Below are 16,631 nucleotides of genomic sequence, written 5' to 3' on the forward strand. Positions count from 1 at the left end.
CGTGCTGGAGGGCAAGGCCGTCTATCGCCTGAACCGCGACTGGGCCGAGGTCGGCCCGGGTGATTTCATGTGGCTGCGCGCCTTCTGCCCGCAGGCCTGTTATGCCGGCGGGCCGGGCCGGTTCCGCTATCTTCTGTACAAGGACGTCAACCGCCACGCCGCCCTCTGGCAGAACCGATGAAAGACGCGGAGGCTTCCCTTTAACGATTATTGTCTCTTATCAGGACAGGACGCGTTCAAATCGGATCATGGCGATAAATGCTTCAAGATATTTCGCCGCCAGCGCAGAAGACCGGGATCCTTGCATAATTGACAGCCATTACGGATGCTGACAAGCTTCGGGCGAAGTGATACCCGAGCTTTCAACCATTGCTTAACTTATGCCATTTCCCGGTCCATCACCATTGACCCGACAATTGCCCCCGCACATGACCGACAACCTGTCGCTGAACCACACTGAAATCCGTTTTCAGTTCCAGGATCAGACCGGGGTGCCGTTCTGGGACCGTTCGGCTTGTCCCAAGCCTCTATACCCGGATTTCTGCGAGTTTTCGTCGGATGAGCAACTTTACGTTGTAATGGATGGCGCGACCCGACAGCAGCATCTGGGTGCCAATGACCTTGAAACCTATCAGGAAACGTTGTCCGCCGCCCCACTTTTCACGACCGGCACCGCCCGGGACGAATATGGCCCGTGGCTGTTGGCTCTTGGCGTCGAGGGTCGCATCCGCGCGCGTTTTCTGGAATCGATGTTCAGTCGCGAAGCCGCGCCACTCACCGGAATATTTCTGAAAACCCATGCCCCTTACTCCGAGCTCCGCTCGCATCTGCGCGGCCTGACCAAAGTCTGCCCGGATCCGGATTCCGATCCCTCGATTTTCTTACGCTTTTGGGATTCCCGGACGACAGCGGCGCTGTTCAAGGCCAATCTGAACCACAGCGGGTTTATCGAACGACTTTGTCATACCCGTTCGGGTACGCCGATTATCTGGTACGCCGCCACCGCGCATGACCGCATGCATCGCTTTGCCCCGACCGGGAAGGTTACCGCGCCGCGCAGCCGATCGCCGCTTATTCTTGGACCGCATGATCGGGCCGCCCTGAATGACGTCGGGTTTACTGCCTTGGGCAGTGTGATCGGTAACTGGCTGACCGGCTCTTATCCAAACCTGTCGGATATCGGCCATGCCGCGCAGGAGCGGATCGGCCAGCATGTCGTGACGATCGGCAGGCAGCACCGCTTTACCCTGAAGGACGAGTTTTCCCAGCTGGCGCATCTTATGCACTATCTTGGCGGATGGTTCGGACAAACGAATCTTTTTCCGGAAATCGATGCGGTTCTGAAAACGCACAGCACAGGACGCCACCGCGCCATGCAAGAGGTCTTTGCCGAAGCCTGGGCCCGCTCTCATCTGCCGGCGATGCTGCGTGCGCGTCAGGACATTCTTGATGACCCGCTTCTGCAAGGCGGCAGCCCTCCACAGATCGATGAAACCGAATTGTCGCCGCTCTTGGCCCGGCATATTGCCGGTAACGATATGCCCGCAATCGCCCGCATGTTGCGTCTGGTCGAAGCCGATACCACAAGCCGCAGGGCGCCATCCGCGCTTGTGCCCCTGATTACCCTGATCAGCCTGTTCCTGGGCTATCGCTTTTTCGACGATCCCTTTCGCGGCGCAACGCCGGGTGCTGCACGAGACTGGCATGCGGCCAGTCGTCAAGGCTGGGAAATGCTGAGGAGTTTTGACTATGCGTGATGAACAAACGCCACCGGCGGCCCCGAAAGGCGAGCCTCCGTCCGGCAATGTGTCATCGATCGCGACCTGCTGCCCTTTGGTCAGCACCTTTCAGGGCTCTTCGCGCCCCGAGCGGGTCAAGGGATTCGATCCGCGCACGAATCTGGTGAACCAGCGGGGTACCGGGGAATATTGGGTTCCTCCAGAGAAAGGTAAAACGGCGCCATCGGATCGCTATACCCAGGATGGTGCCGCCTGGGCCTCGGTTGGGCTGCAGCAAGAGGTGGAACTGGAGATCGGTTTCGAGGGCCAGTCCGGAAATGGCTGTCTTGCCAATTGCACCTTCGAAACGGTGCCGGGCGGAATTGTCGAGATCACGACCCCCGGGATCGCATCCAATAACGCGATATTCCGACTGCGCGGACTTGCCGAGGGCGAAACGACGATCAAGGTCAGATGCGACGGCGCGGATATCGGCTGGGTTCACGTCGTCTGTTATGCCCCGATCCAGATCAGAACCGTTGTCGGAAGCGTCGTCACACCCAGAACGCGCTCGGTCGGATACAATATATCCGCAATGGAAAAGGTCCTTAATGCGGCCTTCAAGCACGCCCTGATCAGCTTCAGCCTCCAGGATGCCGGAGATATCAATATGGGCGGCAATGTGGGTATGACAGGTAAAGAAGAAGAATGGCGTGTGAACCTGACCGAAGAGCAAATCCCACCGATGTTCTCGGACGGCTTTGGTAATACCGCAGGCAACGTGCTAGTTCCCGCTTGGTCAGAAAATGAGACTTTCGCCAAGGATATTTCGCCAATACTACGCAAGGCAGTGATGGCGCGTTTTCCGCGAAAGCTGCCCCTGTTGTACTATGTCCCGACGGATGCGATTTCTCTCGCGAATGGCTCCGTTCCCGAAGTCGGCAAGGCTCCGGCATTTTGCTACAAGGACTTTACTGACGCCACCATCACAGGCTACGGACTGGAGGATACCTACGCCATCATGGCTCATGAAATAGGCCATGTCTTTGGCCTCCGTCACCCCCATGACCCGAATTGCACCGAGATTCCCCCGCATCTGAGAAACTCTGTCAACCAGACAGTCATGGATGAGCCCGCGACCAATACCGAGCCGGCGATCATCACCGCTGGCAAGCCCCTCGGGGTCGAACGGAACCGAATTGCCATCATGTCACGGGATCCGCTGAATCTGATGGGCTACTGGCCCGCGTTCCGGGAACAACTTTTCCTTCGCAAGGAGCAGTGGGATACGTGTCGCAAAAACGCTTTGGCACAAACCTATGGGGACATATTATGATCGATATTGACCATATGATACAATATTGCCCGATAGAGGTCGTAGAATACGTTTCCACCGCGAATCCCCGCGATCCAGTCATGACTCTGTGGCCGAATGGTGATTATTTCGGCGATAAATATGACGAGGACTGCAAATTTGCGGTCCTCGACTATTACAGTGATGGCATCGGTCAATATTCAAACAAAAACTGGGATAGCGCCTACATGCAATTGGCGCTTGATTATATTGATAAAGTTCCGCCACCACTTGCAGAAAAAATTCACAATGCAATGCGACGGCTTATTTCTTCCGACAAGCTTTTACTAGGATGGTTTTTTGCAATACTTCACCGTGAACATCCAGATCTGGATATGCGGAATGAGTTACACGAGCGTTTCATAGAAATGCCGACTGCTGAAGAGATAGAGAGCGAGAGTAATTCAGAGAAGGAGGAATATCTGCTCTATCTTGCCTTATGGGGTGATCAGGCTGCCTTTAAGGAGATCGAGAAGACCATTGCAAACATGAAAGCGCCCGGGAAAGTTTTGAGCTACCTTGAAGTTCTTTACATGCTGGACATTCCCGGCCGGGAAAAAATCTTCAGGACCTATATCAATGACGGACGCTCAACCAGCGATGTGAACGGGAATATCGGTCTGGCGGTTGCCGATTGGGCCCGGGTCTTTCTTGGGATGCCGCGCTATACCGGCAAGAGGATTCATCTGAACGCAGCAGGCGAAGTGGTCGAGCACAAGGACACACCGGCGGGACAAGGCATCCCGCCCTATCATCGGTGATAGCGGACCACCCGGCGGCTAATACAAATGCGCAAGGAAAATCATCCTGCGAATCCGGCATATCAGAGCATAGCACGCCTGACAGGATTCGCGCCCTCCCCTTCTTCTTTGTTCAAATACCTCGGGGGTCCGGGGCCGGCCCCCGGTCACCGCAGGACGCAGTTAACCGGCGTTTCCGATTCAGCGCGACACGCTCTGGCTGGACGGCCTAGGTAATCCGGCACCTCCGCCGTGACGGGCGGGTTGAAGCGCCACCGGTTGCGATCGCGGTAAGATGATGGGCTTTGCCGCCGCAAGACGCCAAGACACCGGGCGGGAACTGTGGCAGAATGTACTGGTTCATGCCGCCCACATCGCATCACAGGGAAATGTGCCCCATGACCAGACTCACCGCGAAGGACTTTCCGCAGGAATTGCTGGAGCTTTACGACTTTTATGCCCATGGCCGGATCACCAAGCGTGAATTTCTGGACCGCGCCGGCAAATTCGCCGTCGGGGGACTGACCGCCACCGCGTTGCTGGGTATGCTGAGTCCGAACTACGCGATGGCCCAACAGGTGGCATTCACGGATCCCGATATCCTTGCCGAATACATCACCTATCCTTCCCCCAACGGGCATGGCGAGGTGCGCGGCTATCTGGTGCGGCCTTCGGGTGCGACAGACCCGGTGCCGGGCGTGGTGGTGGTACATGAAAACCGGGGCCTCAACCCCTATATCGAGGATGTCGCCCGCCGTATCGCCAAAGAAGGGTTCGTCGCGCTTGCCCCCGATGGGCTGACCTCGCAAGGCGGATATCCCGGAAATGACGACAAGGGCCGGGAGTTGCAGCAGCAGGTCGATCCGGCCTTGCTGATGAACGATTTCTTTGCCGCCATCGAATGGCTGCTGGCCAGCGACCTGACAACCGACAAGATCGGGATCACAGGCTTCTGCTATGGTGGAGGCGTGTCGAACGCGGCCGCCGTGGCCTATCCCGAGCTTGCGGCGGCGGTACCCTTCTACGGCCGTCAGGCGCCGGTCGGGGATGTGCCGAAGATCAACGCGCCGCTTTTGCTGCAATTCGCCGAGCATGATGAGAATGTCAATGCTGGCTGGCCCAACTATGAGGCGGCGCTGCAGGAACATGGCAAGACCTATGAGGCCTATATCTATCCCGGCACCAATCATGGTTTCCACAATGATTCCACCCCACGCTATGACGAGGAAGCGGCGGAACTGGCCTGGGAACGAACTATCGAGTGGTTCAACCGCTGGCTGGTCTGAGCCCGGGCGGCATCCGGCCCCATCGCGATCTCATGTGACGGGGTCATCGAAATCTCTTTTAGTGTCTTCCATTTCGATGCAGGGCGCCTTGCATGACAAATTCCATTGTGGATTCAGCCTTACGCGGCCACGCTTCCAGAAATCACCCGCCTGGAAATCCTTGCACAACCGCAGGCTGTCATAAAGCGCCGCATGAATGTTCCGGCACGCCACGGCATCACATACCCTGAACAACATGTATTTCCCGTTCGGATTCGAAACGAGATTCTGCGGACACCTTTCCATCAGGGCTTTATAATCCACAGCCCCCAGGACCTCCGACAGGACGTCATCAGGAATCTCCGGTGGAGGAGTCCAAGAGCATGCCTGCCTCAATATTCATTCCGGAAATGCCGGAAGAAGTCAGCTTTGCCGACCCCACCCCACGTATGCGGCCTGTCTCCCGTCTTGTCTGGTTAAATGATAAACCTTCGGATGGAACAGGCTCGCTGAATAGCTGACAACACCGAACCGTGCGTTCGCCCGCGGGCTGCCAACGAGCTGGAGGAGCAGCTCCATATCTGGCTCTCCGGTCTACCCTCCGTTGGACCCGATCACACAACGCATCAGAAGATCTTGAGTCTTGAGCGTGTCTATCACTGACACCAGCGGTGCCAAGCCATCTGCGCTAAAGTAGCCAGACTGCCACCGAAGAGCTTTCACCGACTGCTGGGCAAAACTGGCGAGTCATTCGCCAAGAACGTCAGTTGTGTTTCGAGATGCTGAATCAATGTATCACGCTGACAACCACTCCGCTTGAGGGATGTGGTACGAATATCAGTCACCTATGCCTGAGCATAAGCAGCTTGCCGTGAGCCAGTTGTAGCTAGAGCAGAAAATCGAAAAACCGTACAGTTTCATTGCGTTATGAGGGGCTCCGCCCCGGCATCAGCCATGTTCGTGCGCCTCATCTCCGAGTTCGATTTGTGTTCCACATCACGAACGCCACTAGCATCGAACTACTTCGCTGTATCTTAAAAAATCAAAATTTTATAGATATTTACAAGAAATTCACCAAACTGGCGCAGTCATCAGGTCTGGAGAGTATCGACCCTGAGAGACCGCTTTCGCGAAGGCAAGTGGCGGAGCGAGAGGGATTCGAACCCTCGAGACGGTTCCCCGCCTACACACTTTCCAGGCGTGCGCCTTCGACCACTCGGCCACCGCTCCGTGAGGGCTGCTCTAACCTGCTGCGGCGCGCTGTGCAAGTCACAGCTTGGCAATTCGTTTCTGCAACTCGGCCAGTTGCTTGCGGATCTCGGCCATGTCGTCGGAGCCCTCCGCCGCCGGCTGCTTTGACTCACCGTCTTTGCCGCCGGTTTCCGACATCTCCTCGGGTTCCGGGCCAGAAGCGCCGGACCAGCCGCCCATCATCGCGCGAAGAAACATCTGTTGCTGGCGCTGCATCGCCTCGAAGCCGGGGACGGTGCCGATCGGGTTCGGCATGGACGCCATGTTCTCCATCAGCTTGGACTGGCTTTCGCGCAGCATCTCGAAACTTGCGGCAAGAAATTGCGGAACCACGGAATTCGTGCTCGACGCATAGCTGCGGACCAGATCGGTCAGGACGTCGATGGGCAGGACATTTTCGCCCCGGCTTTCATGCTCGGCGATGATCTGAAGAAGATATTGCCGCGTCAGGTCGTCGCCCGATTTGAGATCGACGATCTTGACCTCGCGTCCGTCGCGGATGAAGGCGGCGATATCCTCCAGCGTGACATAGTCGCTGGTTTCAGTGTTGTAGAGCCGGCGGCTGGCATATCGCTTGATCAGCAAAGGAGCAGATTTTGTGGCCATTGGGGGCCCTTTTCTTGTTCCGTTTCCCGAATGATGATTGCAGTGCAGCGAAAAGGCAAAGAAAAAAATTCCCCGCCCACACGCCGGCCCAAGCGTCGGCCATGAAAAAAGGGGCGGATAACCGCCCCTTCACGTAAACCACACAGGCGAAGATTACTTCGCGGCGGCGGTAGCTTTCTTGACAGCGGCCTGCGTGTCGCGGGCGGCTTTCTGAGTGGCCTTCTGGGTTTCGGAAGCGATATCCTTGCCGGCAGTCAGCATCAGATCGACGGTGTCCATCTGCACTTTCTTGGCGACTTCGGCGAAGGAGGCCATATGCTCGGCCACGACCTCAGCCTGGGCCGAAGCGAAATCGGTGACGGCCTTGGCGTAATCGGCAGGCTCTTCCTTGGTGGCAGTCAGTTCGCCCATGCGGGTGATCGTGTCCTTGGCCCACTGAGCCGAGATCTCGGTCGAACGCTCGGCAGCGGTCAGGGTGACTTTCGCCAGCTTTTCGTTCAGCGCGTTTTGCGACTTGACGGCTTCCTGAAAGGAAGAGGTGTCGATCGGGAAGTTGGCCAGAATGTCCTGGAAGGGTTTGGTGAAGTCGGGCGTCTTGGTAACCATGTCAAATGCTCCTTTGCGATGCGGTGGCATTGGAAGGGGAGGAGATGGGGGAGGGAGGAGATGGTGCCACTGCTATCTTGTTTTCATGGCAGCAATATGAATGCTGCAACGCGGCATTTCAAGAATTTTTTCTGCGGTGCAGCAAAAAATCGCAGGCCGCATTGCGTATTCCGCCATGCGATCCAGCTAAATTTCACAATTTCAGGAGGTTAAAGCGCCTTTTCGTGAACATAACTGCCTGGCGCGGGGGAAAGCCCCTCGTCGGGATGACGGGCGTCGATCAGCTTTCCGCCACGCTCGGACAGCCATTCACCCCATGACGGCCACCAGCTTCCCTTGTTCATACGGGCTGATTCGCGCCATTGCTCAGGGTCATTTCCGAAATCCTTCCCACCGGTGTAATGACCATATTTATCCCTGCCCGGCGGATTGACGATGCCCGCGACATGCCCGGATTCGGAAAGGATGAAGGTCTTGTCCCGCGATCCCATCTGCGCAACGCCGCGCCAGCAATCCGTCCAGGGCGCGATGTGATCGCTTTCGCAGGCGACCGAGCACAGCGGCGCCTGCACATCGGCAAGCCGCAATTTCTGGCCGAATAATTCGAACCCCTCTCCGGCGAAATCATTCGCCTGGCAGAGTCCGCGCAGATATTGCATCGCCATCTTGCCCGGCAGATTCGTGCTGTCGCCATTCCAATACAACAGATCAAAGGCCGGGGGGGCCTCGCCCATCATATAGCTGCGGATCGCCGGTCCCCAGACCAGATCATTCGCGCGCAGGAAACTCATGGTGCGCGACATCAGCGGCGCTTTCAGCAAACCGTATTTCCGGATCTCGGCCTCGATCCCGTCAACGAAATCATGCTGCAGGAATGCCGTGAATTCACCCTGATCCGAAAAATCCGTCAGCGTCGTGAAAAAACTCGCGCTGTTCACCCGGTCGTCGCCACGCTTGTTCAACAGCGCCAGCGTCAGAGACAATGTCGTACCAGCGATGCAATAGCCGACCACGTTCAGCTTTCGCTGCCCGGTCAGGTCGCGAACCTTGTCCATCGCATCCAGATAAGCCGCGACATAATCCTCCATCCCGATATCGGCATAGCTCGTATCGGGATTTTTCCAACTGACCACGAAGAGGCTGTGCCCCTGCCCGACCAGCCAGCGGATCAGGCTGTTTTGCGGTTTGAGATCAAGTATATAGAACTTGTTGATCCAGGGCGGAAAGATCAGCAACGGTATCTCATGCACCTTGTCGGTCGTGGGATTGTACTGGATCAGTTCCAGAAGCGGGGTCCGATACACCACCCTGCCCTCGGCCGTGCCGATATTCTCGCCCACGGTGAAGGCATCCCGATCGGCAAGCGAAACAATCATTTCGCCGCCATGCCGCTCGACATCGCGCACGAGGTTCTCCAGCCCTTTCACAAGGCTTTCGCCCTCGGTCTCGATGGCTTTTTCCAAAGCATCAGGATTGGTCGCCAGGAAATTCGTAGGCGCCATCATGTCGATGATCTGACTGGTCAGCCAACCGACACGCCTGCGCGCTGTGTCATCAGGCAGTTCCAACCCATCGGCTGCATGTTTCATCGCCTCGGCATTGATCAGATACTGCTTCTTGACGAAGTTGAAATAGGGATGACTCTGCCAGAGCGGGTTCTTGAAGCGGCGGTCGGCAGGTGCCTCTTCCTCAGGCAGGGTAAACGTCCCCTTGGCCAGCGAATACTGGGCCTTGGCGTAATTCTTCAGCGTCTCGCCCCAGAAATTCACTTGCTGTTCGATGATCCGGGTCGGCTGCTCGGTCAGGGTTTTCATCCAGGCATTCGCGGCGGTCACATACAGGTCGGGCCCCGGCCCTTCCACGCCGGGATTATGCGCGTCACGGCCGGTCAGTGCCGTCATCAGCCGATGGCTGAGCGCCTCGATCCTTTCAATATTCTCGGCCAGTTTCCGCGCCGAGGCGGCCTCGGTCGCGGTCATCGGATCGGCATCGCCTTTAATCCGGGCGGCTTCCGGATTTTTCCGGGTACTGGCATCGACCTCCGGCACCGGGTTTGCGGGTTTCACGGCCGCAGTTTTACGGGCGGAAGCCGCAGTCTTGCGCAACCGGGTCGTTTTCGCGGCGGGTTTTGCTGCAGGCTTCACAGAGGATTTTGTCGTGGAAGCGGGCTTCACAGGCTTCGCCGCAGTGCGGCGAGCAGAGGACGCCCCGGCCTTCTTCGCATCACCGGAGGAGATTGTTTCCGGCTTTTCGGAACTTACCCGATTGGCAACAGTTGATTTACTCTTATTACTCACGCGTCTTGCCATAACCCATTTCTCCCCCTAATACAGTTCGATGATATGCGTAGAATTGGTACAGCGTAAACCGGGCTTCTGCGATTTTCGGACCGCAAGTGTGACCTTGTGCCAATTGCCGCAACGCAGCAAAGGTTGGCCATTATGACCATGAGAGGCATCAAGGGTATCGCATCATACGATACGATGGAAACGATTCGGAACACGAATGAATGGCTTGGTGCAACCGCGCGGGCGTTTGCATCGAACCCGGTTTTCGCCCTTAATCCACACCCGATGTTCCGCCTGATGGGTGCCTGGGGTCAGGTGACCGAACGCAGTTTTTCCCGCATGATCGTGAAGCCCGACTGGGAAATTCCCCCGATCGCGGGCGAAGAAGGACAGGATCATATCGTTTATGTCGAGCCGGTTCTGAAACGTTCATTCGGCGATCTGATCCATTTCCGCGTTGCCCGGCGCGAACCGCGCCCGCGCAAGGTGCTGCTCGTCGCCCCGATGTCGGGTCATTACGCGACGTTGCTGCGCTCGACCGTGACCTCTCTACTGCCCGATTGCGATCTCTATGTGACGGACTGGCACAATGCCCGCGACATTCCGGTCAGCAAAGGCAAGTTCGATATAGAGGATTACACCCTCTATCTGGTCGATTTTATCCGCCATCTCGGCCCTGACACGCATGTCGTCGCGGTCTGTCAGCCCGCGCCGCTGGCGCTGGCCGCGACTGCCATTCTTGCCGGGGAAGAGCCGAAGGCGCAACCCCGCAGCCTGACACTGATCGGCGGGCCGGTCGACCCCGACGCCGCCGCGACCGAGGTGACCGATTTCGGCAACCGCATGACCATGGGCGAGCTTGAGCATCTGGCGATCCAGTCGGTCGGTTTCAAATATCGCGGCGCCGGACGGATGGTCTACCCGGGTCTGGCACAGCTGGCATCGTTCATTGCCATGAATGCCGAAACCCATGCCGGCGCATTCATCAATCAGATCTTCCGCGAATCCCGTGGCATGGCAAGCGAGGGTGACAAGCATAATCGCTTCTATGACGAATATCTGGCCGTCATGGACATGACTGCCGAGTTTTACCTGTCCACCGTGGAACGAATCTTCAAGAAACTCGAAATTGCACAGAACCGCTTCATGGTGAACGGGAAACCGGTGGATATCGGCAAAATCACCGATGTCGCCATCATGACGGTCGAGGGTGGGAATGACGATATCTCTGCTCCCGGTCAATGCGTTGCCGCACTGGATCTATGCTCTGGCGTGCCCGATGAGAAAAAGGCCCAGCATCTTGAAGAGGGTGCGGGTCATTACGGCATCTTCGCGGGCAAATCCTGGCGCCTGAATATCCGCCCGCTGGTACTGGACTTCATGGACGAACATTCCGCGCTGCCCAAAGAGCCCCGGCGCAAGCGTCGCAAGTCGAACGATAAAACATCCGATTGCGGGATCAACGATCCGGTCGGCGACAGCCGCAAGATCCCCGTCTGATTGCCTGAATCCAAAACTCGTCCGTCACGGCCGGACATCGATTTCGAACATAACAAAAGCCCCGGGCAAATGACCGGGGCTTTTCAAATGATCTTGTGGCGGGTGGTACGGGACCACCCAGTCCTAATTTACCAGTCCTGACGCGCGATGACGCGGGTCTTGATCGGCAATTTCATCGCACCAAGGCGCAGCGCCTCTTTCGCGATCTCATCCGAGACGCCATCGATCTCGAACATGATACGGCCGGGATGCACGCGGGCGGCCCAGAAATCGACCGAGCCCTTACCTTTACCCATCCGCACTTCCGTCGGCTTCGAGGAAACCGGCACATCCGGGAAGACCCGGATCCAGACCCGGCCCTGACGCTTCATGTGACGGGTGATCGCGCGGCGGGCCGCTTCGATCTGGCGGGCGGTAATACGCTCGGGCTGATCGGCTTTCAGACCATGAGAACCGAAATTCAGGTCATAGCCGCCTTTGGCCTGACCGTGAATCCGGCCCTTGTGCTGTTTGCGGAACTTCGTCCGTTTCGGTTGCAGCATTTCCTGTTCTCCTTACCGGCCACGCGGGCCGCGCGGCGACGGCCCTTCCTGGGCCTCAGCAGCGCGACGATCACGGGCTTGCGGATCATGTTCCATGATCTCGCCCTTGAAGATCCACACCTTGACGCCGATGATCCCGTATGGGGTCGAAGCCTCGGCCAGCGCGTAATCGATATCGGCGCGCAGCGTGTGCAGCGGCACACGGCCTTCGCGATACCATTCGGTCCGTGCAATCTCGGCACCGCCAAGACGGCCCGCGACATTCACCCGGATACCCAAGGCACCCATGCGCATCGCGTTCTGCACCGAGCGTTTCATGGCACGGCGGAACGATACCCGACGCTCAAGCTGTTGCGCGATCGATTCCGCGACCAGAGCAGCGTCAACTTCCGGTTTACGGACTTCGACGATGTTCAGGTGCAACTCGCTGCTGGTGTAATTCGCCAGCTTCTTGCGCAGTTCTTCGATATCGGCGCCTTTTTTGCCGATGATCACGCCCGGACGCGCCGCATGAATCGTCACGCGGCATTTCTTGTGCGGACGCTCGATGATGACGCGACTGATACCGGCCTGTTTGGCCTCTTTCTTGATGAAGTCCCGGATTTTCAGGTCTTCAAGCAGCAGATCGCCATATTCCTTGTCATCCGCATACCAGCGGCTATCCCAGGTGCGGTTGACCTGGAGGCGCATCCCGATGGGGTTAACCTTCTGACCCATTATGCTTGCTCCTCGACTGCGCGCACCTTGATGGTGATTTCCGAAAACGGCTTCATGATCCGGCCATAACGGCCACGCGCCCGCGGACGACCGCGCTTCATCACCAGGTTCTTACCGACCCATGCCTCGGCGACGATCAGGTTATCGACGTCGAGATTGTGGTTGTTCTCGGCGTTGGCGATTGCCGACTGAAGGCATTTCTTCACATCGCCCGCGATACGCTTATGCGAGAACGTCAGGTCGGTCAGTGCGCGCTCAACCTTTTTGCCGCGGATCAACCCGGCGACAAGGTTCAGCTTCTGTGGCGAAACGCGCAGCATGCGGGTTTTCGCCATCGCTTCGTTTTCCGCCACGCGGCGCGGATTCTTTTCCTTACCCATGACGATTACTTCCTTTTGGCTTTTTTGTCCGCCGCGTGACCGTAATAGGTCCGGGTGGGCGAATATTCACCGAATTTCTGACCGATCATCTCTTCCGAAACGTTCACCGGGATATGCTTGTGCCCGTTGTAAACGCCAAAGGTAAGACCGACGAATTGCGGCAGAATGGTCGAGCGACGCGACCAGATCTTGATAACGTCGGATTTCCCCGACTCACGGGCTTTTTCCGCTTTCTTGAGCACATAGGCATCAACAAAGGGGCCCTTCCAAACAGAACGTGCCATTGATTAACGCCCCTTCCGTGCATGACGCGACCGCAGGATATACTTGTCGGTCGATTTGTTGCTGCGGGTTTTCTTGCCCTTGGTGTCCTTGCCCCAGGGCGTCACCGGCGTACGGCCACCCGAGGTCCGGCCTTCACCACCACCATGCGGGTGATCGATCGGGTTCATGACGACACCACGAACCGAAGGACGAATGCCCTTGTGCCGGTTGCGGCCTGCCTTACCGATATTCTGGTTCGAGTGATCCGCATTCGACACGGCGCCAATCGTCGCCATGCATTCCTGGCGCACCAGACGCAGCTCACCCGAGGACAGGCGGATCTGCGCATAACCGCCATCGCGGCCAACGAATTGCGCATAGGTGCCGGCAGCGCGCGCGATCTGCCCGCCTTTGCCGGGCTTCAGCTCGACATTATGGACGATCGTTCCGATGGGCATACCGCTGAACGGCATGGCGTTGCCCGGTTTGACGTCGACTTTCGCGCCGGCAATGATCTTGTCGCCAACGGCCAGACGCTGCGGTGCAAGGATATAAGCGCGCTCGCCATCTTCATAGCCGATCAGGGCGATAAAGGCGGTCCGGTTGGGATCGTATTCGATCCGTTCGACAACTGCGGTCACGTCGAATTTGTTGCGCTTGAAATCGACGATGCGATACAGGCGCTTTGCCCCGCCGCCCTTGCGGCGCATGGTGATCCGTCCGGTGTTGTTCCGACCGCCCTTCTTGGACAAACCCTCGGTAAGGGATTTGACCGGGCGACCTTTCCAAAGCTCCGAACGGTCGATCAGAACCAGCCCGCGCTGGCCAGGCGTCGTCGGTTTATACGACTTGAGTGCCATCTTTCTGTCTTCCGTTGCTTTGGACCGATCTGGTCCGTTTCAATAAAACCGCTGCGGCCCCGGAGAAACCGGGGCCGCAGATTCGCAGCCTGATATCAGAGTCCTGTCTCGACGTCGATAGTGTTCCCCTCTTCAAGGGTCACATAGGCTTTCTTGACATCGCTCCGGCGGCCAATCTGACCACGGAAGCGCTTTACCTTGCCTTTGGTGATGGTGGTGTTGACCGCCTTCACCTTGACACCGAACAGCGCCTCGACCGCTTCCTTGATCTGCGGCTTGGTGGCATCATTCTTTACCTGGAAAACAACACCGTTGTTATTCGAGGTCAGCGTCGCCTTTTCGGTAATGACCGGCTTGACGATCACGTCGTAATGTTCAGCTTTCGCGCTCATTTCAACCGAGCCTCCAGAGCTTCGACACCAGCCCGCGTGATCACCAGCGTATCACGCTTGAGGATGTCATAGACATTGGCGCCGATCGAAGGCAGGATATCCACACCCTCGACATTGCGCGCAGCGCGGGCGAAGCTTTCGTTCACTTCGGCCCCGTCGATGACCAGAACCCGCTTCCAGCCGTTTTCCTTGACGGCCTTGGCGACCGCCGAAGTCTTGGCTTCCGCAAGATTCAGATCCTCGATCACCACCAGTTCACCCGCATTGGCTTTCGCCGACAGGGCGTGTTTCAGGCCAAGCGCGCGCACTTTCTTCGGCAGATCGAACGCGTGGCTACGCGGGGTCGGACCTTTGTAGACGCCACCCTTACGGAAGATCGGAGCCTTGCGGCTGCCGTGACGGGCGCCACCGGTGCCCTTCTGGCGATAGATCTTCTTGGTCGAATAGCTGACTTCCGACTTGGTCAGCACCGAATGAGTGCCGGCCTGCGCTTTTGCCCGCTGCCAGCGCACAACGCGCTGCAGAAGATCGCCACGCGGTTCCAGCCCGAAAACCTCGTCGCTCAGATCGATCGACCCGGCTTTGCCGGAGTCCAGCTTGATCACATCGAGTTTCATTGCTTGTCTCCTTCGGGCGCGGAGCCATCGGTTGCGGCGCCGTCATCAGCCGGAGCCTCATCTGCCTTATCGGCATTAGCGTCGGCAGCGGCCTTGTCGGCCTCGATGGAAGCTTCCGCTTCCTTCAATGCGGCTTCTTCAGCGGCGGCGGCTTCAGCCTCGGCGGCCTTGCGTGCGGCTTCTTCCTCGGCGGCTGCCTGTGCGGCAGCCTCCTCGGCCAGACGCTTCGCTTCTGCTGCGGCCGATTTCAGGGCGGCAGGGAAGATCACGTTTTCGGGCAGTGCCTTCTTGACGGCATCCTTGATCGTGACCCAGCCACCCTTTGAACCGGGAACCGAGCCCTTGACCATGATCAGGCCCCGATCCGCATCGGTGCGGACGACCTGCAGGTTCTGGGTGGTCACGCGAACCGCACCCAGATGACCGGCCATTTTCTTGCCCTTGAACACCTTGCCGGGGTCCTGACACTGTCCGGTCGAGCCATGCGAGCGGTGGCTGATCGACACGCCGTGCGAGGCGCGCAGACCGCCGAAATTATGCCGCTTCATCGCACCCGCGAAACCCTTACCGATCGAGATGCCGGCGATATCCACATACTGACCCGAGAAATAATGGTCAGCCGTGATTTCCTCGCCCACATTGATCAGGTTTTCTTCAGCCACGCGGAATTCGGCAACCTTGCGCTTGGGCGCAACGGATGCACGGGCGAAATGCCCCCGCATCGCAGCCGTGGTCCGCTTGGCCTTGGCTTCACCCGCGCCAAGCTGAACGGCGGTATAACCGTCGCGATCAGCCGTGCGCTGTGCGACGACCTGCAGATTGTCCAGTTGCAGGACGGTTACCGGCACCTGCCGGCCATCCTCAAGGAACAGCCGGGTCATGCCCAGCTTCTTGGCGATAACTCCAGTACGCAACATGAGTCGCCCCCCTTATACCTTGATCTCGACATCCACGCCGGCGGCGAGGTCGAGCTTCATCAGGGCGTCAACGGTCTGCGGCGTCGGATCGACGATATCCAGCAGGCGCTTATGCGTGCGGATTTCCCACTGGTCGCGCGATTTCTTGTCGACATGCGGACCGCGCAGGACGGTGAATTTTTCGATCTTGTTCGGCAGCGGAATCGGTCCGCGAACGGTCGCACCGGTGCGCTTGGCCGTGTTGACGATTTCCTGGGTGCTGGCATCCAGCACACGGTAATCGAAGGCCTTCAGCCGGATACGGATATTCTGGCTTTGCATTACGTCATCCCTCGAATGGGGAGTTCCAGTTGAGAGGCAGACCCCGCACCGCGCGACGCCTGCTTCGAACCGTTTCAAAATGGCAGACCGGCGAATTAACCGCCGGTTTACCGAATGGCAATCCCTTTTTCAGGGAATTTCGAAATATCAGCCGCCCGAAGACGGCTGATTGCATTATCCGTGTTACTGGATAATTTTCGAGACGACGCCAGCGCCGACGGTGCGCCCGCCTTCGCGGATCGCGAAGCGCAGTTTCTCTTCCATCGCGATCGGCGCGATCAGCTCGACCTCGA

The 16,631-nt window shown here is 57.9% G+C and carries 20 protein-coding genes, 1 tRNA gene and 1 pseudogene; 7 read left to right on the forward strand and 15 right to left on the reverse strand.

The window, feature by feature from the left end; translation table 11 throughout:
* The 5 genes and pseudogenes from Q0601_RS24045 to yghX all read left to right on the forward strand — a co-directional run.
* Positions 1 to 181 (forward strand): annotated as a pseudogene (locus tag Q0601_RS24045) ((S)-ureidoglycine aminohydrolase); the annotation flags it as partial.
* Positions 182 to 428: 247 nt separating this feature from the next.
* Entirely contained in the window at positions 429 to 1,757 is a 1,329-nt protein-coding gene (locus tag Q0601_RS24050; RefSeq protein ID WP_305292644.1) for a DUF4123 domain-containing protein, read from the forward strand.
* Complete coding sequence (locus tag Q0601_RS24055) at positions 1,750 to 3,054, forward strand: reprolysin-like metallopeptidase (protein ID WP_305292646.1); 1,305 nt, start codon at positions 1,750 to 1,752, stop codon at positions 3,052 to 3,054. Before Q0601_RS24050 ends, Q0601_RS24055 begins: the two co-directional genes overlap by 8 nt.
* Entirely contained in the window at positions 3,051 to 3,833 is a 783-nt protein-coding gene (locus Q0601_RS24060; protein WP_305292648.1) for a hypothetical protein, read from the forward strand. The genes Q0601_RS24055 and Q0601_RS24060 overlap by 4 nt, the downstream gene beginning before the upstream one ends.
* A 377-nt stretch (positions 3,834 to 4,210) precedes the next feature.
* Positions 4,211 to 5,098 (forward strand): YghX family hydrolase, encoded by an 888-nt coding sequence (gene yghX, locus Q0601_RS24065; RefSeq protein WP_305292650.1) that lies wholly within the window; start codon positions 4,211 to 4,213, stop codon positions 5,096 to 5,098.
* A gap of 30 nt (positions 5,099 to 5,128) precedes the next feature.
* Here yghX and Q0601_RS24845 read toward each other — a convergent pair whose 3' ends face one another.
* The 5 genes from Q0601_RS24845 to phaC all read right to left on the reverse strand — a co-directional run bounded on the left by Q0601_RS24845 (position 5,129) and on the right by phaC (position 9,519).
* Positions 5,129 to 5,401, reverse strand: coding sequence for a hypothetical protein (locus tag Q0601_RS24845; protein WP_370656186.1), 273 nt, complete (start codon positions 5,399 to 5,401; stop codon positions 5,129 to 5,131).
* 816 nt (positions 5,402 to 6,217) lie between these two features.
* Positions 6,218 to 6,307, reverse strand: a tRNA-Ser gene (locus Q0601_RS24075).
* A gap of 39 nt (positions 6,308 to 6,346) precedes the next feature.
* Positions 6,347 to 6,934: a polyhydroxyalkanoate synthesis repressor PhaR gene (phaR, locus tag Q0601_RS24080; RefSeq protein WP_305292652.1), complete on the reverse strand. Its 588-nt coding sequence runs from the start codon at positions 6,932 to 6,934 to the stop codon at positions 6,347 to 6,349.
* A 153-nt stretch (positions 6,935 to 7,087) separates the two neighbouring features.
* The gene (locus Q0601_RS24085; protein WP_305292654.1) at positions 7,088 to 7,540 is read right to left on the reverse strand and encodes a Phasin; all 453 of its coding nucleotides are present in this window, start codon (positions 7,538 to 7,540) and stop codon (positions 7,088 to 7,090) included.
* Positions 7,541 to 7,749: 209 nt separating this feature from the next.
* A complete protein-coding gene (gene phaC, locus Q0601_RS24090) occupies positions 7,750 to 9,519 on the reverse strand; it encodes a class I poly(R)-hydroxyalkanoic acid synthase (protein ID WP_305292675.1) in 1,770 nt (589 codons plus the stop codon).
* 118 nt (positions 9,520 to 9,637) lie between these two features.
* On the opposite strand from phaC, the gene Q0601_RS24095 reads away from it, so the two are divergent.
* Entirely contained in the window at positions 9,638 to 9,868 is a 231-nt protein-coding gene (locus Q0601_RS24095) for a hypothetical protein (RefSeq protein ID WP_305292656.1), read from the forward strand.
* A gap of 113 nt (positions 9,869 to 9,981) precedes the next feature.
* Positions 9,982 to 11,328: a polyhydroxyalkanoate depolymerase gene (gene phaZ, locus Q0601_RS24100; protein ID WP_370656187.1), complete on the forward strand. Its 1,347-nt coding sequence runs from the start codon at positions 9,982 to 9,984 to the stop codon at positions 11,326 to 11,328.
* Positions 11,329 to 11,456: 128 nt separating this feature from the next.
* Here the strand turns inward: phaZ and rplP are convergent, their stop codons facing one another.
* The 10 genes from rplP to Q0601_RS24150 form a co-directional block, all read right to left on the reverse strand.
* Positions 11,457 to 11,870: a 50S ribosomal protein L16 gene (rplP, locus tag Q0601_RS24105; protein ID WP_119751634.1), complete on the reverse strand. Its 414-nt coding sequence runs from the start codon at positions 11,868 to 11,870 to the stop codon at positions 11,457 to 11,459.
* Positions 11,871 to 11,882: 12 nt separating this feature from the next.
* Positions 11,883 to 12,587 carry a 30S ribosomal protein S3 gene (gene rpsC / locus Q0601_RS24110; RefSeq protein WP_119751635.1) on the reverse strand — a complete coding sequence of 235 codons (705 nt, stop codon included), beginning with the start codon at positions 12,585 to 12,587 and terminating at the stop codon, positions 11,883 to 11,885.
* A complete protein-coding gene (gene rplV, locus Q0601_RS24115) occupies positions 12,587 to 12,967 on the reverse strand; it encodes a 50S ribosomal protein L22 (protein WP_119751636.1) in 381 nt (126 codons plus the stop codon). The genes rpsC and rplV overlap by 1 nt, the downstream gene beginning before the upstream one ends.
* A 5-nt stretch (positions 12,968 to 12,972) precedes the next feature.
* Positions 12,973 to 13,251, reverse strand: a complete 279-nt coding sequence (gene rpsS / locus Q0601_RS24120) for a 30S ribosomal protein S19 (RefSeq protein ID WP_119751637.1) — start codon at positions 13,249 to 13,251, stop codon at positions 12,973 to 12,975.
* 3 nt (positions 13,252 to 13,254) lie between these two features.
* Positions 13,255 to 14,091, reverse strand: a complete 837-nt coding sequence (gene rplB, locus Q0601_RS24125) for a 50S ribosomal protein L2 (protein WP_305292660.1) — start codon at positions 14,089 to 14,091, stop codon at positions 13,255 to 13,257.
* Between the two features lie 95 nt (positions 14,092 to 14,186).
* Positions 14,187 to 14,483 carry a 50S ribosomal protein L23 gene (locus Q0601_RS24130; RefSeq protein WP_119751639.1) on the reverse strand — a complete coding sequence of 99 codons (297 nt, stop codon included), beginning with the start codon at positions 14,481 to 14,483 and terminating at the stop codon, positions 14,187 to 14,189.
* Complete coding sequence (gene rplD, locus Q0601_RS24135; RefSeq protein ID WP_305292664.1) at positions 14,480 to 15,100, reverse strand: 50S ribosomal protein L4; 621 nt, start codon at positions 15,098 to 15,100, stop codon at positions 14,480 to 14,482. The genes Q0601_RS24130 and rplD overlap by 4 nt, the downstream gene beginning before the upstream one ends.
* On the reverse strand, positions 15,097 to 16,017 hold the full coding sequence (gene rplC, locus Q0601_RS24140; protein WP_305292666.1) for a 50S ribosomal protein L3: 921 nt from the start codon (positions 16,015 to 16,017) through the stop codon (positions 15,097 to 15,099). The genes rplD and rplC overlap by 4 nt, the downstream gene beginning before the upstream one ends.
* 12 nt (positions 16,018 to 16,029) lie before the next feature.
* Positions 16,030 to 16,338, reverse strand: a complete 309-nt coding sequence (rpsJ, locus tag Q0601_RS24145; RefSeq protein ID WP_076526789.1) for a 30S ribosomal protein S10 — start codon at positions 16,336 to 16,338, stop codon at positions 16,030 to 16,032.
* Positions 16,339 to 16,521: 183 nt separating this feature from the next.
* On the reverse strand, positions 16,522 to 16,631 hold a 110-nt coding region (locus tag Q0601_RS24150; protein ID WP_305292229.1), incomplete at its 5' end, for an EF-Tu C-terminal domain-related protein.

It is taken from the genome of Paracoccus wurundjeri (assembly GCF_030678915.1).
GTDB classification, from domain to species: Bacteria; Pseudomonadota; Alphaproteobacteria; order Rhodobacterales; family Rhodobacteraceae; genus Paracoccus; species Paracoccus onubensis_A.